We start from the raw sequence: 23,495 nt of genomic DNA, 5'->3' as shown, positions 1-23,495 counted from the left end.
GGGGCCGTGGAAGGTCTCGACACACTCACCCGATCCCTCGCGCAGCGCACCCCCGAAGAGCTGGCCGCCCTGCTCACCCGCCACGCGGAGCCGCTGTCCCGACGGCCGGCGCCCACCCGGCTCCGCGAACTGGCCACCGCCTTGTGGTCGTACGAAACCCTCCACCACACCGTCCTCCACCTCGACCACCCCTGCCTCCAGGTCCTGGCCGCCACCGCCCGCATCAGCCAGGACCTGGCCCGGCGTGCCGCCCCCGTGCCCGCGGCCCCCACCGCCGGCGCCGACTACCAGTCCCTGATGGCACACCGGCTCTCGTTCCCGGAGCTGGCCACCGACCCCGTACCGGCGGAAGACGTGTACGCGGCCCTCGGCGCCGCAGCTGCCGGCCCTGCCCGCGATGCCGTCACGGCCGCCCTGGACCGCCTCCGCGAAGACGGCCTCGCCGCGTCCGCCGAAGACGGCGCCCTCGTGGTCCCGCCCCGCGCGCCGCAGCTCCTGGCCGCTCACGACCTGGGCCCCTTCAGGCACGCCGCCCCGCGCCTCCCCGTACCCGAGACCGCCACCGCCGACCTGGGGGCGGCCGCCCTCCAGGCCGAGTCCCAGGCCGCCGCGGCCACCCTCGCCGCCACCCTGGACCGCCTCCTCGCCTCACTCGCCGCCCAGCCCGCGGCCCTCCGGAAAACCGGCGGCCTGGCCCTCCGCGAGATCAAGCGCCTGGCCAAGGCGGCCGGCACGACCGAGGCCCGAACCCGCCTCCTGCTCGACCTCGCCCTCGCCGCCGACCTCATCGCACTGGCCCGTACACCCGCCGGCATCACGGCTCTCCCCACCGGCGCGTACGACGACTGGCTGGCCCTGGCCCCCGGCGAGCGGCTGGCCCCGGTCCTCACCGCCTGGACCACCCTCTGGTCCATCCCCGCGTACACCCCCTTCGGAGAGACCCCCACGGCCTTGGTGCGCGGCGAGGACCGTCACGCTCCGGCCCTGCGTCACGCCCTGCTCGCAGCGCTGTCCAGGGTCCCGGCCGACGCCCCTTCCGCCGGGCTTGCGGCGCGTTCACCCGCCTTGCCCGACACGCCGCACGGACGGGACCTGCCCGCTCTCCTCGAAGCCGCGGCCTGGCACCGGCCGCTGGCCGTCATCGGCGAACCGCTGGCCGAGGCTCGCGCCACCCACATCCTCGACGAGGCGGCCTTCCTCGCACTCACCGCACACGGCACCCTCACGCCCCTCGGGCACGCCCTCCTGGCGGCGTCTCCCGCGCACCCCGAACCCCTCGCCGCCGCCCTTCGAGACCTCCTGCCGCCGCCCGTCCAGCAGGCCCACTTCCAAGCCGACTTGACCGCCGTCGTCACCGGCGCGCCGTCCGCGGCCCTCGCCGGCCTGCTGTCCTCGGCCGCCGACCGCGAATCCGAAGGCCACGCCGTGACCTGGCGGTTCACCCCCGCCTCCGTACGCCGTGCCCTCGACGACGGCCGGGACGCCGCCGACCTGCTCGACGACCTCGCCAAGGCGTCGGCTGCCGGCCCCCTGCCGCAGCCCCTCACCTACCTCGTCAAGGACGCCGCTCGCGCACACGGCCGGATGCGCGTCCTGCCCGCCGGCTGCTGCATCCGTTCCGACGACGAGGCCCTGATACGCGAACTCGCCGCCCACCGCTCCCTCCAGAGCCTCGGCTTGCGCGTCATCGCCCCCACCGTCCTGGTCAGCGCGGAGCCGCCCGCCCCGACGCTCGACGCACTCCGCGCCGCCGGCTACGCCCCCGCACTCGACTCCGGATCCGGCACCGCCTCCGTCGAACGCCGCTCCGGTCACCGCACCCGCCCGAGCACGCCGGCTCCCGTCACCACGCCGCTCGCCCTGGCACAACGGCTCCTGGCGGTCTGACTGCCGGTGCGGGAGTCGTGACTGTCAGTGGGGGGAAGTAGCGTGGAGGAGCAGGAAATCGACGAGGAAGGTGCGGGAGGCGGGGGCGCTGTGGGGGCGCTGCTTGGGCAGGGCTGCCGGAGGGCGCTCTGCGGGCCGGGAGGGGTGTGACGGTGGCTTCGGCGCCGTCCGGTCACTCTCCGGCTGGGCAAGAGGAGAGAGTTCTCCTTACCGTGACAGCGACGCATGCCGTGCAGCTCGTACGGCTGGGGCAAGGGGGGTTGGATGGACGCGGAGTTGACGGCGCTCGCGACGGCAGGGGCGACGACGCTGGTGCAGCAGATGGTGACCGAAGGGTGGTCACAGGCGCGGGCGCGAGTGGCGGCGTTCTTCTCGCGGCGCAGGGGCGGGGGAGAAGAGGAAGCCCTCGAAGGGGAGCTGGAAGAGTCGCGTACCGAACTGGTGGCCGCGCAGCGCAGCGGTGACGAGGAGGGCGCGGCCGACGTGGCGGCCGAATGGCGGGTGCGGCTGCGGCGGGTGCTGCGGGACGACCCGGAAGCGGCCGAGGAATTGCGGCTTCTGCTGGCGGAGCTGCGGCCCGAAGCGGAGGCCGGGGCCAGTGTGCGCGAGGTGCACAACACCATCAGCGGCGGGGTGCATCACGGGACGGTGATCCAGGCTGGGGTGATCTCGCGGCTCACCCAGGGCGGCGGCTCGGGTACGGAGGGGCCGGCTCGTGGCTGACACGGGGGCCGGTGTGCCCGCGCCCGGGGCCGCTTCGTACGGGCAGGCGGCCGCCGGCGTGCGCAACGACATCAGCGGAACGGTGTACGGATCCGCCGTACAGGCCCACAGCATCGGCACGCTGACCATCCAGGAGGCCGCTCCGGCGATCGTGCCGGGTGCCCCGGTGCCCCGTACGCTGCCGCCGGGCACCCGCCACTTCGTCGACCGCGACGCCGTACTGGCCGAGGTGGCGGGGTTACTCGACGAGGCGCTGCCGGACGGCGGCGCCGAAGGCGCGGGGGAGGGCGGGGCGCCCCTGGTGGTCGTCTTGTGCGGCCCGGGCGGCGTGGGGAAGACGGCCACCGCGCTGCGCCTGGCCGCGGCGCTGCAGAGACGCTTCGAAGAGGGCCAGCTGTACGCGCACCTGCGCGGCGCGTCGGCGGCGACGGCGACCGGGCCGTCCGAGGTACTGCTGCGCTTCCTGCGCGACCTCGGTGTGCACCGGGACTTCGTACCGGCGGAGCCGGACGCGCAGGAGAGCGCGTTCCGCAGCGTGACGGCTGGGCGGCGCATCCTGACGGTGCTGGACGACGCGCATTCGGCCGCCCAGGTACGGCCGTTGCTGGCCGCCTCCCCGGCCTCCCTGACGATCGTGACCAGCCGATCGGATCTGCGCCGCCTGGTGATCGAGTACGGCGCGCACGTCATACGGCTCGGGCCGCTGCCCACGCCGGACGCGGTGGGGCTGCTCGCCCGCCTGGGCGGCGCCGGGCCCGGCGCGGAGGCGGTGGCGCGGCGGTGCGGTGGGATGCCGCTCGCACTGTGCGCGATCGGGGCGCGTGCCGCCGGAGCGGAACAGCCGGACTGGGAGCTGCTGGAGCGCGAAATGGCGGTGAGTGACGCGGGTGGCGGGGGTGACGACGAGGTGAGCGCGGGATCCGGCCGGCCGATGCAGGGTGCGATGGACACCGCGTACGGGAACCTGCCGGAGGCCGCGGCCAGGCTGTACCGGCTCGTGAGCCTGCGCCCGTGGACGCATGTGATACCCGGCGCCGCCGCGGCCGCCGCGGGCATCACCGAGGACGAGGCGAGAAGCCTGCTCGCCGAACTGGCCGCAGCGCACCTGCTGGAACGTGTGGCCGAAGCCGAGGACGAAGCCGAGGCCGGGACGGGAACCGGCACCCGTACTGCGGGCCGGGAGTGTTATCGGTTCCACGACCTCTGGCGGCAGTACGCGGAACGCCGGGCGGCGGCGCAGGACGGTATCGCGGGCGCGGCGGCCGCCGTTCGCAGGACGCTGCTCTGGTACCTGCGCGCCGCGGCCGCGGCCGACGCCTGTGTGCTGCCGGGCCGCTGGCACCTGGGACCCGCGTACGCGAAGCAGGAAGGCCGGCCTGCCGCATACGAGAACGGCCGGACCGCGCTGACCTGGCTGCGAGCCGAACGGGAAAACCTCGCCGAGGCGGTACGGGCCGCGGTGGACCACGGGCACGACGAGCTGGCCTGGCAACTGTGCGAGGCGATGTGGGGGCTGCACCTGCGGCTCGGATTCCACGAGCAGTGGGTGCGCACGCACCTGCTCGGAGTGGAGGCCGCGGTGCGCTGCGCGGAGGAGTGCCCCGAGGCCGAAGGGCGGATGCGTGCCCAGCTCGGCTTCGCATACCTGGGACTGGCGCAGTACACGCAGGCGCAAACGCAGTTCGAGGCGGCGGCCGCCGCCGACCGTCGCGCCGGTCACCTACGGGGCGAAGCCACCGCGGTGGAATCCCTGGGCCTGCTGCACCTCAGGCAGGAGCGGTGGGCCGACGCCGCCGAGCGCTTCCGGTCGGCACGGATCCTGGCCCGGCAGGTCGGAGACCCCCGGGCGCTGGCGCTGCTCGAACACCACCTCGGACGGTCGCTCCAGGGCATGGGCCGCCACGAGGAGGCGGTGGGACAACTACGGCACGCCCTGGAGTCGGTGCGGGCGCTGCCCGACCCGTACAACGAGGGCCGGGTGCTGATGAGTCTCGGGCGGACGCTGATCGACGCCGGGCGGGTGCAGGAGGCCGACGAGCCGCTCGGCCGGGCGGAGGCACTCATGGCGGCGGAGAGTTCGGTCGTACAGCAGGCGGACCTCGCGGAGCTGCGGGCCGACCAGGCCCGCCAGGCCGGGGACGTGGCAGGTGAGATTCGGTGTCTGCGGGTGGCGCTCGCCTTTCATGAGAAGACCGGAGCGCCCAGGACCGGCGCCGTACGGGCGCGGCTCGACCGGCTGCGAGCCGCCCGGGAAGGAGCCGGCCAGGCCGGCGGCGCGGCGGGAGAGGAGGTGCCCGGCGGGCTTACGGAGGAGGCGTGATCGTCACGTGAAGGTGGTGGCCGGCGTCGCCCGTCACCACGACCAGGCCGTCGAGGAGGGCTTCGAGGGGCCTGCCGCTCTCGTACCAGGCGTAGAGGGCCGAGGCGTATGCGGCCGGATCGCACAGGTCGCGGTGGCCGTCCGGGCCGGGCGCCGCGGTGAGCGTGACGAGACGGCCGTCCGGGACCCGGACGACGCAGGCGTCGGGCGCGGTGACGCACGCGGCCATGGCGCAGTGCCGGTGGCGGCGCATGGCGGCCTGCGCCCACGCCGCCGGTTCGGGCTGGGAGTGGTGGAGCACCAGGTCGGCGAGGGACAGCCGGGTCGCGTCCGGTACGTCCTCGTGGACGGCGGTGTGAGCGGAGGCCGGGTACGGCGCTTCCGGCGGCTCGGGTTCGTGAGAGGTGCCCGCATGGCGGGTGACGGCTATCTCGGGGAGCGCGGGCGGTCGGCGGTCACGCAGCTGCGTCAGCACCCGGACGGGGGCCAGGACCGGGGACTCGGGCGGAAGGGCGGAGGGATCGTCCCCGTAGGCAGGGGCGAGCAGACGCGGCAGGTAGGCGGGTGAGCGGGGTTCGGAGAGGCCCATGAGGCCGTAGAAGGTGTGTCGGAGCAGGGTGGCAGATGCGCCGGGCGCCGAGCTGGCCAGGGCGGTGAGCTGGGCATACCGGTCGGGGTGGTGGTCGGCGAAGAGTTTGTCGAGCTGCGGGAGCAGCGGTTCGTATGGGCGCAGTCGCGGCGCCGTGCGGCCCAGTTCGGCGACGGGCGACTCGGGGTCGAGGTCCTGCGCGGGAAACGCGCCGAGGAGCACGGGCGTACCGGTCGCGGCCGCGTAGTACGTCACGCTGCCGTGGTCCCCGATGACGGCGTCGGCGGCGGCCAGGACCTGCCGCCACGGTCCCAGGGGAGGTACGAGGGTCAGCCCGGCGTCCGCGGCGTGCCGCAGCCAGGCGCGTACCTGGCCGGGGCCGTGTCCGTGCCAGATGTTCGGGTGCAGGACGGCGCAGCGGCGGTATGTGTCGACGGGCAGTTCGCGGACGAGGCTGTCCAGGAGCCAGGGCAGGATGTCGTTGCCGTCGCCGAACAGCGAGCGCGGCCCCCAGGTGGAGTTGAGGACGACGAGGCGCTGACCGGTGGAGACGCCGAGTGCGCGGCGGAACCCTTCGCGGTGGGGGAGGGCGGCCAGCAGCCGGTCGTAGCACGGGTCCCCGGCGAGTACGGCGGTGTGGGCAGCGGGCGGGCAGGCGTGGCGGAGGCGGACGAGCTGCTCGGGATGGGACAGCACGGTCGCCGTCGCGATGGGCTTGCCGTCCCACAGCAGCCACTCCGGTGAGAGCCCGAAGACCGGTGCCTGCTCCGGCTCAGGCTCTCGCCCAGGCCCCCGGTGTCCGGTGTCCGGTGTCCGGTGTCCGGTGTCCGGTGTCCGGTGTCCGGTGTCCGGTGTCCGGTGTCCGGTGTAGGCAGCCTCTTATTGTAGCCAATGCCGTGCGAGAGGACAGCCAACTTCCCTTTTATCTGATGAAGTTCGCCGCCGTAGCTCGCGCTGATCGCCAGGTCGACCGGGGTCTGGACAGCCTGATCCCAAGGCAGGACGGGCAGTCCGGCGTCCGCCAGCAGTTCCGGGACGCCGTGCAGGTAGGGCGACGATCCCGTGCAGGTGGCGAGGCACTGGACGCGGGGGTCGGCGTCGAAGAGGGGGAGGACGTCCAGCAGCCGGGTGGCGGACGTGACGTTGTGCACCACGAACAGGACCCTCGCGACTCCGGCCCGGGTCGACCACTGCGGCCCCTCCGGGCCAACCGGCACCCGCAGCCATCGCAGCCCGTCCGCCACCGCATCCCCCACACGACTCGCCGTTCACCCCTGGCCCGACCGGCCACCTTAATCGGTGTGCCTCTACGCCCGGCAGAATGAAGGAGTGCGGCTCGAAGCGATCACTTGGGAACGGCTGACCGACGCGCTTGCCGAGCGTATCGGCGCGACGGAGGCGGCGGACGGCGGCCCGTGGCTGCGCGTCGCGATCGACGGGGCGCCGGCCGCCCGCCCGGAGGACGCCGCCGGGCGGCTCGCGGAGGCGCTGCGGCTGCGCGGCCGGCCCGTGCACGTCGTCGCGGCCGATGGGTTCTTGCGCCCCGCCTCCCTCCGCCTGGAGTACGGGAAAGAAGATCCCGACGCGTATTACGACGAGTGGTTCGACCGGCAGGCGCTCTGGCGCGAGGTGTTCACGCCGCTGGATCCGGGCGGCACGGGCCGGGTGCTGCCGGACCTGTGGGACCCCCGGACGGACCGGGCCACGCGCAGCCCGTATACCGCCCTGCCCCCGGGCGGCGTCCTGCTGCTGCACGGACCGCTGCTCTTCGGCCACTGGTTTCCCTTCGACCTGTCGGTCCACCTGAAGCTGTCGCCCGCCGCCCTGACCCGGCGCACGCCGGAGGACGAGCGGTGGACGCTGGCCGCCTTCGCGCGCTACGAGGACGAGGTGCGGCCCGACGAGACCGCGGACGTCGTCGTGAAGGCGGACGATCCGAACCGCCCGGCCTGGACCGGGCGAGCCTGACCGGCTGCTTGCCGCCGGCGCGCCGGACCTGCCCGGGGCGCGAGGCCCCGCGCCGCCTGAGGCCCCGCGCCGCGTCAGGCGTCGGCCAGGGCCAGCAGCTTGGTCACGGTGTTCCAGTTGCGGGCGGTTGCCGTCACGCCGAGCCGGGCGCGGGAGACCGCCTCGGCGAGCCTGGAACGGCCGATTCCGTTCGGGCACCACAGGTACAGCTCGCGGCCGGCCAGTCGGAACCGGTCCGGGACGTACGCCCCGGTGTCCAGGGCCTCCAGCGGGGCGATGCGGGCGGGCTCGGCCGACAGGAAGGTCACGTGGAGGGTCTTGGGCTCCGCCTCGGCCTGCGGGAAGGGGTTGGCCGCGACGGCGGCGGCCAGCTCGTCGCGCGTACGGACCAGCACGGGGACGGGGAAGCCCAGCTCGTCGGCGATCCGGGCCTCGATGGCGCGCGCGGTCTCCCCGGGCGGCGTACCGGGGTCCGCGAAGACGATGTTGCCGGTCTGCAAGAGGACCGTCACATCCTTGTGGCCCAACGCGGCGAACACTTCTCGCTGTTGCGCCATGGGGAACTTGTTGCGGCCTCCGACGTTGATGCCACGGAGCAGGGCGATCTGGCGGGACATGGCGGGCGCGGGCCTTTCTCGCGTACAGAGATGGCGGGGCTCGGGAGCCGGAACGGAAGCGTCAGAAGAGGGGCTGCGGAAGGACGCCCTCCAGGGCCAGCAGCCGGCGCTTGGTCTCCAGACCGCCGCCGAAACCGCCGATGCCGCCGTCGCTGGCCACCACCCGGTGGCAGGGGACCACGACCGGGAGCGGGTTGGAGCCCATGGCCGCGCCCACCGCGCGGGCGGCACCCGGCTCACCGACCCGGTCGGCCAGGTGCTGGTAGCCGACCACCGCGCCGTACGGGACGTGGGCGGCCAGTTCGCGCAGCACCCGCTCGTTGAAGCCCGCCGACAGGGACCAGTCCAGGGGGACGGTGAAGGTGCGCAGACCGCCGTCGAAATACCGGGTCAGCTCGTCGGCGGCCGTGGTCAAGTGGGGTATCCCGGGGAGCGGTTCGCGGCCGAACGTGTCCCGGAGGCGGCTTAGGGAGCGGCGGGTGGTCCGCTCGTCGGCGTGGAAGCCGACCAGCGCCAGCCCCTCGCGGGTCGCCGCGAGCAGCAGCGGGCCGATGGGGGTGTCCAGCACACGCCAGGCCCAGTCGCGCGGCTCCGGCTCCCGGTGCGGCGCCGCCTGCCCGGGCGGCGCCTCCGGCTCGGGCCGCTCGTGCCGGCCGGCCGGGCCCTCCCGCTGATCCCGCTCTGAGTTCGTCACGGATTCAGCCTATGACCCACCACTGACAACGCCCCCGGAACGCGGTTCCGGGGGCTGCCGCCGCCGTACTACCGGCCGGTCTTCTTCACCGCGTCGCGGATGACGTCGGGCTTGTTGCTGATGATGCCGTCGACACCGTTCCTTGCGGCCTTGACCGCGTTCGGGGCGTCGTCGATGGTCCAGGTGAAGACCTCCAGCGGGCGGCCGTGCGGGCCCTTCACCTCGTGCACGGCCGAGACGTAGGCCGCGTCGATCGACTTGTACTGCGGGTTGATCTGGTCGGCGAACGCCGCGTACTCGGGCAGCTCGGCGACGGCCGGAGTGCCGAGGAAGCCCGTCTTGACGTCGCGCCGCAGCCTGTGGACCTTCTTCACCGAGTCGGCGTCGAAGCTCTGGACGATCAGCCGGTTCTTGACGTGGTCACGGTCCAGCCAGCCGTCCTCGCGCAGCTCCTTGAGGGTCTGCCGCTCGATGCCGGGGTACAGCTCGGGGGCCTTGAGCTCCATCAGGAGCTTCTGGTCGTTGTCCTCGACCGCGTCCATGTAGTCCTCCAGCGTCGGCACCCGCTCGCCGGCGAACTTCGGGCCGAACCAGCTGCCGGCGTCCAACTGCTCGATTTCCTTGAGCGTGAAGTCGGCGACGTTCCAGGGCGCTCGGCCCGGGAAGACCTGTTCCACGTCGGTCGTCCGGGCGAGCGAGGTGTCGTGCAGGATGACCAGCTCGCCGTCCTTGGTGCGCTGGACGTCGTTCTCCACCCAGGTGATCCCGAGGTCGGCGGCGGCGTCGACGGCGGCGAGCGTGTTCTCGGGCGCGTAGGCGGAGGCACCCCGGTGGGCGATGGTCACCACCGCGTGATGCCTCTCGGCGGCCTGGGCGCCGGCCGCGGGGAGCAGGGACGCGGCCAGGCCCACGAGCGCACCGGCGACGGTGGCGACAGGACGGTTACGCATACGGACTCCTAGTGACGACGGGAAGGCGAGCGTGGCCCGGACCGGAACCGGTACGGCCGGAGCGGAACCGGGACTCTTGCGGTAACGAGGCGGAATTCGGGGTGGGACGCGCAGAGGTTCGCAGTTGGGGTGTACCGGAAGACAGGCGCCCGATGGACAGAAATTGAACGAGAAGCGTCCTGTGTTCCGTGTTTGAACCCCGCGGTCCGCGCCCTCCGCCCGGGAAGCGCGCAACATACGCACGGGCCGGGCCCGGCCGGCGACGCAGAGTCCCGGCCTCCACGCCCGCAGACCGGGAAAACGGCCCCCCGGCCACCCCGACCGGTTTTCGGCTTGCGGCCGGGACGCCCGCCCCTCACCCGCCGCCGATTCCTGCCGCGAGGCTCCGCAGTCCGCCGCCCCCGTCCACGGAACCGCTGGTCGGAGCGTTTTCCGGCCGGTTGTCAGTGGGGAGTCGTACGGTTGGTTCCATGCGGCCCGTATCCAAGATCGAACGCACGGTGGCGCCTTTCGAGGTCGTCAGCCCGTATCAGCCCAGTGGCGACCAGCCGGCGGCCATCGCCGAGCTGGAGCAGCGCGTCAGCGGTGGTGAGAAGGATGTCGTCCTGCTCGGCGCGACCGGTACCGGCAAGTCGGCGACCACCGCGTGGATGATCGAGAAGCTGCAGCGCCCCACTCTCGTCATGGCGCCCAACAAGACCCTCGCGGCGCAGCTCGCCAACGAATTCCGCGAGCTGCTGCCCAACAACGCCGTCGAGTACTTCGTCTCGTACTACGACTACTACCAGCCCGAGGCGTACGTCCCGCAGTCGGACACGTACATCGAAAAGGACTCCTCGATCAACGAGGAGGTCGAGCGGCTGCGCCACTCCGCGACGAACTCCCTGCTCACGCGGCGCGACGTGGTCGTGGTCGCCTCGGTGTCCTGCATCTACGGCCTGGGCACACCCCAGGAGTACGTGGACCGCATGGTGCAGCTCAAGGTCGGTGACGAGATCGACCGCGACCAGCTGCTGCGCCGCTTCGTCGACATCCAGTACACCCGCAACGACCTGGCGTTCACCCGCGGCACCTTCCGTGTGCGCGGCGACACCATCGAGATCTTCCCGGTCTACGAGGAGCTGGCCGTCCGGATCGAGATGTTCGGCGACGAGATCGAGGCGCTGTCCACGCTCCACCCGCTCACCGGCGAGGTCATCAGCGAGGACCGGCAGCTGTACGTCTTCCCCGCCAGCCACTACGTCGCGGGCCCGGAGCGCATGGAGAAGGCCATCGCCGGGATCGAGGCGGAGCTGGCCGAGAGCCTGGCCACGATGGAGAAGCAGGGCAAGCACCTGGAGGCCCAGCGGCTGCGCATGCGCACGACCTACGACATCGAGATGATGCGCCAGGTCGGCTCCTGCTCCGGCATCGAGAACTACTCGATGCACATGGACGACCGGGCGCCCGGCACCGCGCCCAACACCCTCCTCGACTACTTCCCCGAGGACTTCCTCCTGGTCATCGACGAGTCGCACGTCACCGTGCCGCAGATCGGCGCGATGTACGAGGGCGACGCGTCCCGCAAGCGGACCCTCGTCGAGCACGGCTTCCGGCTGCCGTCGGCCCTCGACAACCGGCCGCTGAAGTGGGAGGAGTTCCTGGAGCGCGTCGGCCAGACGGTGTACCTCTCCGCGACGCCCGGCAACTACGAGCTCTCCCGCTCCGACGGCTTCGTGGAACAGATCATCCGCCCGACGGGCCTGGTCGACCCCGAGGTGATCGTCAAGTCCACCGAGGGCCAGATCGACGACCTGGTGCACGAGATCCGGCTGCGCACGGAGAAGGACGAACGGGTCCTGGTCACCACCCTCACCAAGAAGATGGCCGAGGACCTCACGGACTACTTCCTGGAGCTGGGCATCCAGGTCCGCTACCTGCACAGCGACGTGGACACCCTGCGGCGCATCGAGCTGCTGCGGGAGCTGCGGGCCGGCGAGTACGACGTCCTGGTCGGCATCAACCTGCTGCGGGAGGGCCTGGACCTGCCCGAGGTGTCGCTGGTGGCGATCCTCGACGCCGACAAGGAGGGCTTCCTGCGGTCCGGCACGTCCCTGATCCAGACCATCGGCCGCGCCGCCCGTAACGTCTCCGGCCAGGTGCACATGTACGCGGACAAGATCACCCCGGCCATGCGGAAGGCGATCGAGGAGACCAACCGCCGCCGGGAGAAGCAGCTCGCGTACAACAAGGAGAAGGGCATCGACCCGCAGCCGCTCCGCAAGAAGATCGGCGACATCGTCGCGACGCTGGCACGCGAGGAGATCGACACCCAGGAGCTGCTGGGCACGGGCTACCGCAAGGCGGCCGACGGCAAGGACGCCAAGGGCAAGGCGCCGGTGCCCGCGCTGGGCGGGAAGGCGGCCAAGGGCAAGGGCGGCAAGGCCGGTGCCACACCCACCGACCGGCCCGCCGCCGAACTGGCCGAGCTCATCGAGGAGATGACCGACCGGATGCGGGCCGCCGCCGCGGAGCTCCAGTTCGAGGTGGCCGCCCGGCTGCGCGACGAGGTGGGGGAGCTGAAGAAGGAACTGCGGCAGATGAAGGAGGCCGGACTGCGGTGACGCGGGGTGCGCCGGGGGAGCCGGGCGGGTCGGGCAGGCCGCCCGGGTGGGCCGAGGCGCCCGCCCGGCAGCCGGCGCCGCGCCCGAGCTGAGACGCCCGTCCGGCAACCGGCGCCGTGCCCGCCGGCCGGCGCGGCTCCCCGGAGGGCGGCGCGGCCCCGGCGTGTCGCTGTGTTGCAGGAACGCCACAAAGCGTGGGGCGGGCGTATGCCGTGCCCGTCCCGCGCATAGGGTCGGGGAAGGCCGCCGGGGAGGCGGCGAACGGGGAACAGAACGAGAGGGGACGGCACGTGTCGGTCAACTTGTCCAAGGGGCAGGGCATCAGCCTGGCGAAGTCCGACGGGGGAACGCTGACCGCGGTGCGGATGGGGCTGGGCTGGCGGGCGGCGCCGCGCCGCGGCCTGTTCGGATCGCGCACCCGGGAGATCGACCTCGACGCCTCGGCCGTGCTGTTCGCCGACAAGCAGCCGATGGACGTCGTCTTCTTCCAGCACCTCGTCAGCGACGACGGTTCGGTGCGGCACACCGGCGACAACGTGGTCGGCGGCGCCGGGCAGGGCGGGGACGACGAGGCGATCGTCGTCGACCTGGCGCGGGTGCCGGTGCACATCGACCAGATCGTGTTCACCGTGAACTCCTTCACCGGGCAGACCTTCGCCGAGGTGCAGGACGCCTTCTGCCGCCTGGTCGACGAGTCCACCGGCCAGGAAATGGCCCGCTACACCCTCACCGGCGGCGGCGACTACACCGCGCAGATCATGAGCAAGGTGCACCGTTCCGGCGGCGGCTGGCAGATGACCGCGATCGGCGAGCCGTCGAACGGCCGTACGTTCAAGGACGTGGTACCGGCGATCCTGCCGTACCTGTAAGCACACACGGCACCCCGTCGGCGAGCACGGGGCGCAGCACGACACTTCGGGGGAACGACGATGACGGCCGAACTCGTCCGCGGGCAGAACCACCCGCTGGACCGGACCCGTTTGGAGATCAGGATCGCGGCGGGCGGACCCGTCGTCGCGGGGGCGACGCTCGCCGACGAGGCGGGCGGCATCCCGGGCGTCGAGGCGGTCGCCCATCCGGGCGCGCCGCGCCGTACCGGCATCGAGGTCCCCCGGCAGGCGGCGGCCGAGCACCGGATCGCGGTGGATCTCGACGCCCTGCCCGCCGCCGTGCACCGGGTGAGCGTGCTGCTCGCGCTGCCCGTCGGCGTCGGCGGCCCGGCGGCCTTCGGCGCCGCGGCGGCACCGTTCGTCTCCGTAACGGGCCTCGACGGTACGGGCATCGCCAGTTACACCCTCACCGACCTCGGCGCCGAGACCGCCGTCGTCGCGCTGGAGCTGTACCGCAGGCAGGGTGCCTGGAAGGTGCGTGCCGTGGGCCAGGGGTACGCGGGCGGGCTCGCCGCGCTGTTCCAGGACCAGGGACTGCCGCAGGCCGCCGAGCTGGCCTCGGACGTCCAGGAAGCGGTACGCCGCGGCCAAGCGCGCTCGGTCCCCGCCCCGGCCGCGGGTACAGGCACACGTACGGGCACGGACGCGGCCCCGGACACCGGCCCGGCGCCGGAAGCCGCTTCCGCCGCCGGTCCCGTCGACTACCGCCACCCGAAGCGCCGCACCCCGAGCCCGCGCCCGCAGCCGGACCACCCCGCCACGGCCGCCCCCGGCGCCGCAGGCGCGCCCCCTGCGCCCCAAGGCGCCCCCACCGGCCCGGTCGCCGGTGACGCCGCCGGCCGGACCATGGAAGAGCGGCTCTACAACCAGGTCTGGGGCATGTTCGAAGACCTGGCGCGTACGGTCGCCGCCTACCGCAGCGCCATGGACTTCGCCCAGTCCCGCCTGGCGAAGGAGCTGGACGCCGTCAACGCCGATCCGCGCAACCGCGTCGGGGCGGCCGCCGACGCCGCGCGCGCCGCGGCACACGACAAGCACGCCCGGCTCGCGGCCCAGGCCCGCGAGGTGCTCGACCGGGACCTGGCCCAGCTCACGGCCGAGGCCGAGGTCGTCGAGCCCGCCCTGCCGCCCGCGCTCGCCGCTTGGAGCAGCCCCGTCTGGCAGGGCTACCGGGCCGCGGAGGAGTACCCGACAGCGGTACGGCTCGGCGATCTGCGCCTGCCGGAGTGCCCGGACCTGCGCATTCCCATGCTCGTACGGCTGCCGATGGACCGCGGGCTGTGGATCGACAGCGGACGGCCCGAGGTCTCCGGGAGCGCGGGCGCCCACGACGACGGGTTCGCGGACGTCTTCGGGCCGGACGGCCTCGACGGCGGCCAGGACGCCGACGGGTTCCCCGACGCGGCCGGGATGCGGCGCCGGGCGGTGGACACCGCCGTCAGCCTCGCCGCCCGCCTGCTCGCCGCCCACCCGGCGGGCGAACTGACCGTCCAGGTCGTCGACCCGGCCGGCGCGGCGGCGGCCGCGCTCGCACCGCTGCGGGAGACGGGAGCGCTCCGCGAGCCCCCGGCCGCCGGCGCGCAGGGCGTGACCGCGGTGCTCGGCGAGCTGACCCGGCGCGTCGACCTCGTACAGATGGCGATACGCAACCAGGCCGCGGACGCCCTGCCGCCCGACCTCGACACCGCCGAACAGCTGCTGATCGTCCACGACTTCCCGCACGGCTTCGACGACCGGGCCGTCAACCAGCTGCGCTACCTGGCGGACGAGGGCCCGTCGGCCGGTGTGCACCTGATGATGGTCGCCGACCGGGCCGAGGCGCGGGAGTACGGCCCGCTGCTGGACCCGCTGTGGCGGTCGCTGCTGCGGATCACGCCGGTGCCGGACGCCTACCTCGCCGACCCCTGGGTCGGGCACGCCTGGACGTACGAGCCGTCGCGCGTGCCGGAGGGCAGCCGGGTGCTGCGCCAGGTCCTGGGCAGCCTTGCCGAGGCCCGCCGGGCCCGGGGGCACTCGCGGACCAGGGAGCGCTGAGCGGCAGGGGTGTCCGCGCCGAGCGGCAAGGCGTCTGCGCGTTTCCCAAGCCTCTGACCAGCCCTTTTGCCTAAGTCTTTACTATCTATTGCCTTTCCTTTACCCTTTTGGTGCGGAGGGGAGTACTCCTGCACGACGTACCCGTCATCACGGATCGCACGACTGACGAGATCCCGGGGCGTCGGCCCGTCTCGGGGAGCGCGGTACCCGCGCTCTCGGGTGGAAGAGACCTCCGGCAGCGACGACGCTGTGAGTGCCGTACGAATCTGCCGGAGGAGCAGTGGACGTTTCCCTGAACCTGTGGGTGCTGACCATTCTTGGTCTGTGCGCCCTGATCGCCGCCGATTTCTTCATCGGCGGCCGCAAACCACACGAGGTCTCCATCAAGGAGGCCGGAATCTGGACCGCCGTCTGGATCGCCCTCGCCGGGCTGTTCGGGCTGGGGCTGCTCGTCTTCGGCGGCGGAGCGCCGGCCGGCGAGTTCTTCGCCGGCTTCATCACCGAGAAGTCGCTGAGCGTCGACAACCTCTTCGTCTTCGTCCTGATCATGGCGAAGTTCGCGGTGCCGACGATCTACCAGCAGCGGGTGCTGATGGTCGGCGTCCTGATAGCGCTCGTACTGCGCGCCGGGTTCATCGGCGCGGGCGCGGCGATCATCGCCAACTTCTCGTGGGTCTTCTACATCTTCGGCGCGTTCCTCATCTGGACGGCCTGGAAGCTGATCAAGGAGGCGCGGGCCGAGGAGCAGGACGAGGAGTTCGAGGAGAACCGCTTCCTGAAGATGGTCGAGAAGCGGTTCCCCTCGACCGACAAGTACCACGGCACCAAGCTGTTCGTGGTGGAGAACGGCAGGCGCCTGATGACGCCGATGCTGATCGTCATGCTGGCGATCGGCACCACCGACGTCCTGTTCGCGCTGGACTCGATCCCCGCGATCTTCGGCCTCACCCAGGACCCGTACATCGTCTTCACCGCCAACGCCTTCGCCCTGATGGGGCTGCGGCAGCTGTACTTCCTCATCGGCGGTCTGCTGAAGAAGCTGGTGCACCTGTCCTACGGCCTGTCGATCATCCTCGGGTTCATCGGCGTGAAGCTGGTGCTGCACGCCCTGCACGAGTCGGGGGTCGGCGTCCCGGAGATCAGCATCCCGGTCTCGCTCGGCGTCATCTGCGCCGTACTCGTCGTCACGACGATCACGAGCCTGCGGGCCTCCAGGAAGCAGGCGCGGGCCGAGGCGGAGGCCGCGGAGGAGGGCTCCAAGGACGCCGTGGACGCGTGATCGCCGCGACCGTGTGACGGCGCGCGCGGCGTCCCGGGGCAGTACTGAGGAGAGGCCCGGCGGTGGTACCGCCGGGCCTCTCCGGCGTACGTCACGTCACCAGCCGCGTTCGCGCCACTCGGCGAGGTGCGGGCGCTCGGCGCCGAGGGTGGTGTCCGAGCCGTGGCCCGGGTAGACCCAGGTCTCGTCGGGCAGCCGGTCGAAGAGCTTGGCCGAGACGTCGTCGAGGAGGCTGGCGAACCGCTCGGGGTCGTCCCACGTGTTGCCGACGCCGCCGGGGAAGAGGCAGTCGCCGGTGAAGACGTGCGGGTGCCCGTGCGGGTCGTCGTAGACCAGGGCGATGCTGCCCGGGGTGTGCCCGGCGAGGTGGCGGGCGGTCAGCCGGACCGCGCCGAAGGAGATCGTGTCGCCGTCCTCGACGGGCACGTCGGTCGGTACGGGGATGCCCTCGGCGTCGTACCGGCCCGCGTACGTACGGGCGCCCGTCGCATCGACGACCTCGCGCAGCGCGCCCCAGTGGTCACCGTGCTGATGGGTGGTCACCACGCCGGTGATGCCGCTGTCACCGATCAGGCCGAGAAGGGTGTGCGGCTCGGCGGCGGCGTCGATCAGCAGCTGCTCGCCGGTGTCACGGCAGCGCAGCAGATAGGCGTTGTTGTCCATGGGGCCGACCGCGACCTTGGAGATCATCAGGTCGGCCAACTCGTGCACGTCGGCCGGTCCGCCGACCTTCACTGCTCCCGTGTAGCTCATGGGCCCAGCCTAAAGCGGGGGAACGGCCGGAAGGGGGCCGCCCCGGGTGTCCAGTGCGGCGCCTTTCGCGCGGCCGGTGAGCCAGCCGACCAGTTCGGCGGGGGAGCCCGACACCACCAGGTACGGGACGTCTCCGGTGTCCTCCGTGACCGCTCCCGTGTGCTCCGTACGGCCGGTGCGCCACCGCCGTCCGTCGGGGGCGCGCAGTTCCACGGCGGGCACGTCCACGTGGCCCGCGAACTTCACCCCCGTCAGGAAGGCCAGCTCGGCGTCGAGGAAGGCGGCGGGCAGCTGGTCGATGCCGTAGCCGACGCCGAGGTCGATGCGGTGCAGCGCGACCTCGGCCAGCCGGCGGAAGGGCAGCCGGGCGGCGCGTTCGAGGACGCCGTTGCGCATCTCCAGCTCGAACTGCCGGCGCGCGGGCGGCAGCGCCGCCGCGGCCGCGTCGAAACGGTCGGCGCTGGAGCGCAGATCGTCCAGATGGACGGCGAGCGGGCGGTCGGCGCCTGCCGCGATGTCGGCGTCGCGGGCCGCGGCACTCTCGTACATCGGGGTACGAACGCCCGTACGCGCCCAGGTCAGCAGGTTGACCAGGGCGTCGGCGTTGCGTGCCACATGGGCGAGGAGGTGGCCGCGGGTCCAGTCGGGCAGCAGTGACGGTTCTCCGACCGCCTCGTCGTCCAACTTGCCCACGGAGACGAGCAGTCGGTCGGTCGCTTCGCGGACAGAGGCGGCATCCTGCACGAAATCCGGTGCGGACGCGGGCACGTTGTCGGTCATGGTCCGAAGCTAGCGCCGCGGTGCCCTCTTCGGGAGTCGGCCTGCACGGATCCGGGCGTGCGCGGGCGGCGCGCGCGGCGCGGGACGGCCCCGGCCGCAGCCGGACCGGCCGGGGCCCGCCCCTACCCGGCGGCCTCGTCCGGAGCCCCGAACCAGCGGCGCAGGGCGTCTTCGAGCGCGGCTGTCTCGTCAGCAGCGCAGGTGGCGGCGCCGGCCGCCGTGGACAGCGCGGTGGCCGTCCCGGCCTTACGGGGAGCGCCGGCACCTTCGGACGCCAGGGCCCCGGACGAGTCCGGGAAACCCGGCCCGGCCGCCGCCCCCGCCTCGTCCGGGAGCGCGACCGCGCCGGCGGCCCAGGCGGTGATGCCGTCCGGACGCACCAGCAGCGCGGCCAGTTCCGGCTGGTCGGGGCAGCGAGCCGACACCACGCGCACCCGTCCGCCGTACCCCTCGGCACACGCGGCCGGCTGCGGATCGCCGCCGAGGACCAGCAGCAGCCCCTGCCCGTCGCGGAGGTGGGCGCCGAGCCGGCTGCCGTCCGCCAGCTCCAGGTCGGGGGCGCTGCGGCCGGTCAGCGGGTGGCCGCCGGGCAGGTCGTACCGCTGGCACACGCCGGATATCTTCTTGGTGAAGAACGTGGTGCCGGCGACCGTGCCCGTCAGCTCGGCGACCACCTTGCGCAGCGCGCGGGCGTGCGGCTCCGGCCGCATCAGGGCGATCTGGGCCCTGGTCCACTCCAGCACCCACGCGCCGATCGGGTGCCGCTCGGCGGTGTAGGTGTCCAGCAGTCCTTCGGGGGCCCGCCCGTGCACCGTGGCGGCGAGCTTCCAGCCCAGGTTCATGGCGTCGCCGATGCCCAGGTTCAGCCCCTGGCCGCCGAACGGCGAGTGCACGTGCGCGGCGTCCCCGGCCAGCAGGACGCGGCCGGAGCGGTAGTCGGGGGCCTGCCGGGCGTTGTCCGTGAACCGGGTGGCGGTGTGCACCTCGGTGATCGTGACGTCGGTCCCGGAGGCGCGACGCAGGGCGGCCTGCAGCTCCCCGGCGGTGACGGGCGCGTCGCGGTCGGCGGGCGGCCCGCCGAACTCGACGGTGAGGATGCGGCCGGGCACCGGTCCGTGGCAGTAGATGCCGGTCTCCGTCTCGACCCAGCCCGTGCCGAGGGCCTCGGAACCGGTCATCTCCACCATCGCCTGGTGACCGGTGATCTCCGGGGCCGTACCGGGGAAGGGGAAACCGGCCAGCTTGCGGACCGTACTGCGGCCGCCGTCGCACCCGACGAGCCAGGCGGCGCGCAGCGGTCCGCCGCCCTCCGCGCCACCGGTCCCCGCGGTGGCGCGGACGCGCACCGCCACGCCGTCCCCGGAGGCGTCGAAACCGGTCAGCTCCACGCCACGGCGCAGGACGACGCCCAGTTCGGCGGCGCGCTCGGCGAGCAGCCGTTCCAGCGCCTGCTGCGGGACCATGCCCACGTCGTCCGCCGGTCCGGCGCGGTGGAAGTCCGGGTCGGCCGCGTCCATGTTCCCGGCGTGCAGCATGATGCCCGCGAAGTGCCCGGCGAACTTCGGCGCCGGCCGTATGGCGCCGGCGCCGGCCGCCCGCCGCTGCCGCATGAAGGAGTCGAACCGGCCGAGGGCGGCCCGCTGCACCTCGGCGAGCGCGGGCAGCAGCCCGCGGCGGTAAAAGGCCTCCGCGCTCGGCGTGTTGACGGCTCCCGCCTTGACCGTCTCGTCCACTTCGGCGCGCCGCTCCAGAACGACGACGCGTACTCCGCGCAGGGCCAGCTCGCAGGCGAGCAGCAGTCCTACGGGGCCGGCGCCCGCGATCACCACGTCCGTGCCGGTGTCCGGGTCCGTTCCCGCGACGGTGTCCTTGTCCATGGCGATTAGTGTACGCGGTAAAAAAATATGCCGGGTAAAGTTCTGGTCATGGCTGCGAGTGCGGCGGGGCTGGACGGATGAGGGTTCGCTGCTGTGATGTAGGGCACTCGCGTGTCGGCTGCCGGTGATCGCGAGGAAGAGAGCAGGGCCGCCGCGCGTTGACAAGAAGCGGCCACACGTTCGGGTGAAACGGGTCGATGACGACCGTAATTCGAATGCGCGTGCTATAGGCTCGTGTGTGGCATCAATAAGACATCGCCGCGGAGGCCCCCCTACCCTGGGGCGGGGGCTCCCGCTCAGCTCCTGTGCCGTCCACAGCTCGGCGACCGCGTCGCCCGGCAGTCGTCAACCGGACCGTGCCGGCTGAGCCGCGGCCTCCCGCCCCTCTCCAGAAAGGTGCCGACCGGCGTGGCCGACCGTCTCATCGTTCGTGGCGCTCGCGAGCACAATCTCCGGAACGTCTCGCTCGACCTGCCCCGAGACTCCCTCATCGTCTTCACGGGGCTCTCCGGCTCGGGCAAGTCCTCGCTCGCCTTCGACACGATCTTCGCCGAGGGGCAGCGCCGCTATGTCGAGTCGCTCTCCTCCTATGCCCGGCAGTTCCTCGGGCAGATGGACAAGCCCGATGTGGACTTCATCGAAGGTTTGTCCCCCGCGGTCTCGATCGATCAGAAGTCGACCTCGCGCAACCCGCGCTCGACGGTCGGCACGATCACCGAGGTCTACGACTACCTCCGCCTGCTGTTCGCCCGCATCGGCAAGCCGCACTGCCCCGAGTGCGGCGACCCGATCGCCCGGCAGTCGCCGCAGGCCATCGTCGACAAGGTCCTGGAGCTGCCCGAGGGCAGCCGCTTCCAGGTGCTGGCCCCGCTCGCGCGCGAGCGCAAGGGCGAGTTCGCCGACCTCTTCTCCGACCTCCAGACCAAGGGCTACAGCCGCGCCCGCGTCGACGGCCAGACGATCCAGCTCTCCGACCCGCCGAAGCTCAAGAAGCAGGAGAAGCACACGATCGAGGTGGTCGTCGACCGCCTGACCGTCAAGGACAGCGCCAAGCGCCGGCTGACCGACTCCGTCGAGACCGCGCTCGGTCTCTCCGGCGGCATGGTCATCCTCGACTTCGTCGACCTGGACGAGGACGACCCGCAGCGCGAGCGGATGTATTCCGAGCACCTGTACTGCCCGCGCGACGACCTGTCGTTCGAGGAGCTGGAGCCCCGCTCCTTCTCCTTCAACTCGCCCTTCGGCGCCTGCCCCGACTGCACCGGCATCGGTACGCGCATGGAGGTCGACCCCGACCTGATCATCCCGGACGAGGAGAAGTCCCTCGACGAGGGCGCCGTCCACCCCTGGTCGCACGGCCACACCAAGGAGTACTTCGGCCGCCTGGTCGGCGCGCTCGCCGACGCCCTCGGGTTCCGTACGGACATCCCCTGGGCCGGGCTGCCGCAGCGCGCCAAGAAGGCGATCCTCAACGGCCACCGCACCCAGATCGACGTGCGCTACCGCAACCGCTACGGCCGCGAGCGCTCGTACACCACCGCGTTCGAGGGCGCCGTGCCGTTCGTCAAGCGGCGCCACCAGGAGGCGGAGAGCGACAGCAGCCGCGAGCGCTTCGAGGGCTACATGCGCGAGGTGCCCTGCCCGACCTGTGAGGGCACCCGGCTCAAGCCGATCGTCCTCGCCGTCACGGTCCAGGGCCGTTCGATCGCCGAGGTCTCGGCCATGTCGATCAGCGACTGCGCCGACTTCCTGCGGGACATGAGGCTCAACGCCCGCGAGAAGAAGATCGCCGAGCGGGTCCTCAAGGAGGTCAACGAGCGGCTGAAGTTCCTCGTCGACGTCGGCCTGGACTACCTCTCGCTCAACCGCGCGGCGGGCACCCTCTCCGGCGGCGAGGCCCAGCGCATCCGCCTCGCCACCCAGATCGGCTCCGGTCTGGTGGGCGTCCTGTACGTGCTCGACGAGCCGTCCATCGGCCTGCACCAGCGCGACAACCACCGTCTCATCGAAACGCTGGTGCGCCTGCGCGACATGGGCAACACGCTCATCGTCGTCGAGCACGACGAGGACACGATCAAGGTCGCCGACTGGGTCGTGGACATCGGCCCGGGCGCCGGCGAGCACGGCGGCAAGGTCGTGCACAGCGGCCCGATGAAGGAGCTGCTGGGCAACAAGGACTCGGTCACCGGGCAGTACCTGTCCGGCAAGAAGGCCATCCCGACGCCCGACGTGCGCCGGCCCGCCGACCCGGAGCGGCAGCTGACGGTGCACGGCGCGAAGGAGAACAACCTCCGCGACATCGACGTCTCCTTCCCGCTCGGCGTGCTCACCGCCGTCACCGGCGTCTCCGGGTCCGGCAAGTCCACGCTCGTCAACGACATCCTCTACACCCACCTGGCGCGCGAGCTGAACGGCGCCAAGTCGGTGCCGGGCCGCCATGTGCGCGTCGAGGGCGACGACCTGGTGGACAAGGTCGTGCACGTCGACCAGTCGCCGATCGGCCGTACGCCGCGCTCCAACCCGGCGACGTACACCGGCGTCTTCGACAACATCCGCAAGCTGTTCGCGGAGACGATGGAGGCCAAGGTCCGCGGCTACCTCCCCGGGCGCTTCTCCTTCAACGTCAAGGGCGGCCGCTGCGAGAACTGCGCGGGCGACGGCACGATCAAGATCGAGATGAACTTCCTGCCGGACGTGTACGTGCCGTGCGAGGTCTGCCACGGCGCGCGCTACAACCGGGAGACCCTGGAGGTCCACTACAAGGGCAAGTCCATCGCCGAGGTGCTGGACATGCCGATCGAGGAGGCGCTGAGCTTCTTCGAGGCCGTGCCGACCATCGCCCGGCACCTCAAGACGCTCCACGAGGTCGGTCTCGGGTACGTACGGCTCGGGCAGTCCGCGCCGACGCTGTCCGGCGGCGAGGCGCAGCGCGTCAAGCTCGCCTCCGAGCTGCAGAAGCGTTCCACGGGCCGTACGGTCTACGTCCTCGACGAGCCGACCACCGGTCTGCACTTCGACGACATCAGCAAGCTGATCAAGGTGCTGTCCGGGCTGGTCGACAAGGGCAACTCGGTCATCGTCATCGAGCACAACCTCGACGTGATCAAGACCGCCGACTGGGTCGTGGACATGGGCCCCGAGGGCGGCAACGGCGGCGGTCTCGTGGTCGCCGAGGGCACGCCCGAGCAGGTGGCGGCGGTCCCCGCCAGCCACACCGGCAAGTTCCTGCGCGACATCCTGGGCGACCGGGTGAGCGACGCGGAGCCGGCCGCGGGCGCCGGGGCGAAGAAGCGCGCGGCCCGCAAGACGGTCGCCGCGGCCAAGGCCCCGGCCAAGAAGACCGTCTCGGCGAAGGCGGCCACCAAGGCGGCCGCTGCCGGGACGACGGCCAAGAAGGCCGCCGCCAAGCCCGCGGCGGCCAAGAAGTCGGCCGCCAAGAAGGCGACGCGGGCCCGCAAGGCCTGACGGCCGCGGCTGTTCGCCGAACGGGCCGCCGCCCACTCCCGCGAGTGGGCGGCGGCCCGTTCGCGT

At 72.5% G+C, this 23,495-nt stretch carries 16 protein-coding genes; 9 read left to right on the top strand and 7 right to left on the bottom strand.

From position 1 onward, the window contains the following. Positions 1-6: 6 nt before the first annotated feature. The 3 genes from ACH4K4_RS17820 (at position 7) to ACH4K4_RS17810 (ending at position 4,930) form a co-directional block, all read left to right on the top strand. A complete protein-coding gene (locus ACH4K4_RS17820) occupies positions 7-1,887 on the top strand; it encodes a helicase-associated domain-containing protein (RefSeq protein WP_398168249.1) in 1,881 nt (626 codons plus the stop codon). Between the two features lie 264 nt (positions 1,888-2,151). Continuing rightward, positions 2,152-2,610 carry a hypothetical protein gene (locus tag ACH4K4_RS17815; RefSeq protein ID WP_398168247.1) on the top strand — a complete coding sequence of 153 codons (459 nt, stop codon included), beginning with the start codon at positions 2,152-2,154 and terminating at the stop codon, positions 2,608-2,610. After that, positions 2,603-4,930 carry a tetratricopeptide repeat protein gene (locus ACH4K4_RS17810; protein ID WP_398168245.1) on the top strand — a complete coding sequence of 776 codons (2,328 nt, stop codon included), beginning with the start codon at positions 2,603-2,605 and terminating at the stop codon, positions 4,928-4,930. The genes ACH4K4_RS17815 and ACH4K4_RS17810 overlap by 8 nt, the downstream gene beginning before the upstream one ends. On the opposite strand, the gene ACH4K4_RS17805 is transcribed toward ACH4K4_RS17810, so the two are convergent. Beyond that, complete coding sequence (locus tag ACH4K4_RS17805; protein ID WP_398168243.1) at positions 4,914-6,215, bottom strand: hypothetical protein; 1,302 nt, start codon at positions 6,213-6,215, stop codon at positions 4,914-4,916. The two genes, ACH4K4_RS17810 and ACH4K4_RS17805, sit on opposite strands and share 17 nt — an antisense overlap. 633 nt (positions 6,216-6,848) lie before the next feature. Between ACH4K4_RS17805 and ACH4K4_RS17800 the strand changes: the two genes are divergently transcribed. After that, entirely contained in the window at positions 6,849-7,487 is a 639-nt protein-coding gene (locus ACH4K4_RS17800) for a uridine kinase (protein ID WP_398168242.1), read from the top strand. A 74-nt stretch (positions 7,488-7,561) separates the two neighbouring features. On the opposite strand, the gene ACH4K4_RS17795 is transcribed toward ACH4K4_RS17800, so the two are convergent. The 3 genes from ACH4K4_RS17795 to ACH4K4_RS17785 all read right to left on the bottom strand — a co-directional run bounded on the left by ACH4K4_RS17795 (position 7,562) and on the right by ACH4K4_RS17785 (position 9,748). Further along, positions 7,562-8,104: a DUF1697 domain-containing protein gene (locus ACH4K4_RS17795; protein WP_398168240.1), complete on the bottom strand. Its 543-nt coding sequence runs from the start codon at positions 8,102-8,104 to the stop codon at positions 7,562-7,564. A gap of 61 nt (positions 8,105-8,165) precedes the next feature. Continuing rightward, a complete protein-coding gene (locus tag ACH4K4_RS17790) occupies positions 8,166-8,798 on the bottom strand; it encodes a methylated-DNA--[protein]-cysteine S-methyltransferase (RefSeq protein ID WP_398168238.1) in 633 nt (210 codons plus the stop codon). 68 nt (positions 8,799-8,866) lie between these two features. Beyond that, the gene (locus ACH4K4_RS17785; RefSeq protein WP_398168236.1) at positions 8,867-9,748 is read right to left on the bottom strand and encodes a glycerophosphodiester phosphodiesterase family protein; all 882 of its coding nucleotides are present in this window, start codon (positions 9,746-9,748) and stop codon (positions 8,867-8,869) included. 470 nt (positions 9,749-10,218) lie between these two features. Between ACH4K4_RS17785 and uvrB the strand changes: the two genes are divergently transcribed. From uvrB to ACH4K4_RS17765, 4 genes are all read left to right on the top strand, one after another. Beyond that, positions 10,219-12,351: an excinuclease ABC subunit UvrB gene (gene uvrB / locus ACH4K4_RS17780; RefSeq protein ID WP_398168235.1), complete on the top strand. Its 2,133-nt coding sequence runs from the start codon at positions 10,219-10,221 to the stop codon at positions 12,349-12,351. 290 nt (positions 12,352-12,641) lie between these two features. Continuing rightward, on the top strand, positions 12,642-13,220 hold the full coding sequence (locus ACH4K4_RS17775) for a TerD family protein (RefSeq protein WP_398168233.1): 579 nt from the start codon (positions 12,642-12,644) through the stop codon (positions 13,218-13,220). A gap of 60 nt (positions 13,221-13,280) precedes the next feature. After that, the gene (locus ACH4K4_RS17770) at positions 13,281-15,275 is read left to right on the top strand and encodes a TerD family protein (protein ID WP_398168232.1); all 1,995 of its coding nucleotides are present in this window, start codon (positions 13,281-13,283) and stop codon (positions 15,273-15,275) included. A gap of 280 nt (positions 15,276-15,555) precedes the next feature. Beyond that, positions 15,556-16,554, top strand: coding sequence for a TerC family protein (locus ACH4K4_RS17765; protein WP_398168230.1), 999 nt, complete (start codon positions 15,556-15,558; stop codon positions 16,552-16,554). Positions 16,555-16,650: 96 nt separating this feature from the next. Here ACH4K4_RS17765 and ACH4K4_RS17760 read toward each other — a convergent pair whose 3' ends face one another. From ACH4K4_RS17760 to ACH4K4_RS17750, 3 genes are all read right to left on the bottom strand, one after another. Then, the gene (locus tag ACH4K4_RS17760) at positions 16,651-17,307 is read right to left on the bottom strand and encodes an MBL fold metallo-hydrolase (RefSeq protein ID WP_398168228.1); all 657 of its coding nucleotides are present in this window, start codon (positions 17,305-17,307) and stop codon (positions 16,651-16,653) included. A gap of 9 nt (positions 17,308-17,316) precedes the next feature. Then, entirely contained in the window at positions 17,317-18,087 is a 771-nt protein-coding gene (locus ACH4K4_RS17755; RefSeq protein WP_398168227.1) for a maleylpyruvate isomerase family mycothiol-dependent enzyme, read from the bottom strand. Between the two features lie 122 nt (positions 18,088-18,209). Next, the gene (locus tag ACH4K4_RS17750; protein WP_398168226.1) at positions 18,210-19,964 is read right to left on the bottom strand and encodes an FAD-dependent oxidoreductase; all 1,755 of its coding nucleotides are present in this window, start codon (positions 19,962-19,964) and stop codon (positions 18,210-18,212) included. A 408-nt stretch (positions 19,965-20,372) separates the two neighbouring features. Between ACH4K4_RS17750 and uvrA the strand changes: the two genes are divergently transcribed. Further along, a complete protein-coding gene (uvrA, locus tag ACH4K4_RS17745; RefSeq protein WP_398168224.1) occupies positions 20,373-23,429 on the top strand; it encodes an excinuclease ABC subunit UvrA in 3,057 nt (1,018 codons plus the stop codon). Positions 23,430-23,495: the final 66 nt, after the last annotated feature.

This window comes from Streptomyces sp. NPDC017529, assembly GCF_044329785.1.
Classification (GTDB): Bacteria; Actinomycetota; Actinomycetes; order Streptomycetales; family Streptomycetaceae; genus Streptomyces.
Note: the sequence above shows the minus strand (reverse complement) of the source record. Positions and strands in the feature narration are given on the sequence as shown.

Coding starts and splice junctions, on each gene's coding strand:
- ACH4K4_RS17815 (WP_398168247.1), top strand. CDS start 2,152: ATGGACGCGGAGTTGACGGCGCTCGCGACGGCAGGGGCGACGACGCTG.
- ACH4K4_RS17795 (WP_398168240.1), bottom strand. CDS start 8,104: ATGTCCCGCCAGATCGCCCTGCTCCGTGGCATCAACGTCGGAGGCCGC.
- ACH4K4_RS17785 (WP_398168236.1), bottom strand. CDS start 9,748: ATGCGTAACCGTCCTGTCGCCACCGTCGCCGGTGCGCTCGTGGGCCTG.
- uvrB (WP_398168235.1), top strand. CDS start 10,219: ATGCGGCCCGTATCCAAGATCGAACGCACGGTGGCGCCTTTCGAGGTC.
- ACH4K4_RS17770 (WP_398168232.1), top strand. CDS start 13,281: ATGACGGCCGAACTCGTCCGCGGGCAGAACCACCCGCTGGACCGGACC.
- ACH4K4_RS17760 (WP_398168228.1), bottom strand. CDS start 17,307: ATGAGCTACACGGGAGCAGTGAAGGTCGGCGGACCGGCCGACGTGCAC.
- ACH4K4_RS17755 (WP_398168227.1), bottom strand. CDS start 18,087: ATGACCGACAACGTGCCCGCGTCCGCACCGGATTTCGTGCAGGATGCC.
- ACH4K4_RS17750 (WP_398168226.1), bottom strand. CDS start 19,964: ATGGACAAGGACACCGTCGCGGGAACGGACCCGGACACCGGCACGGAC.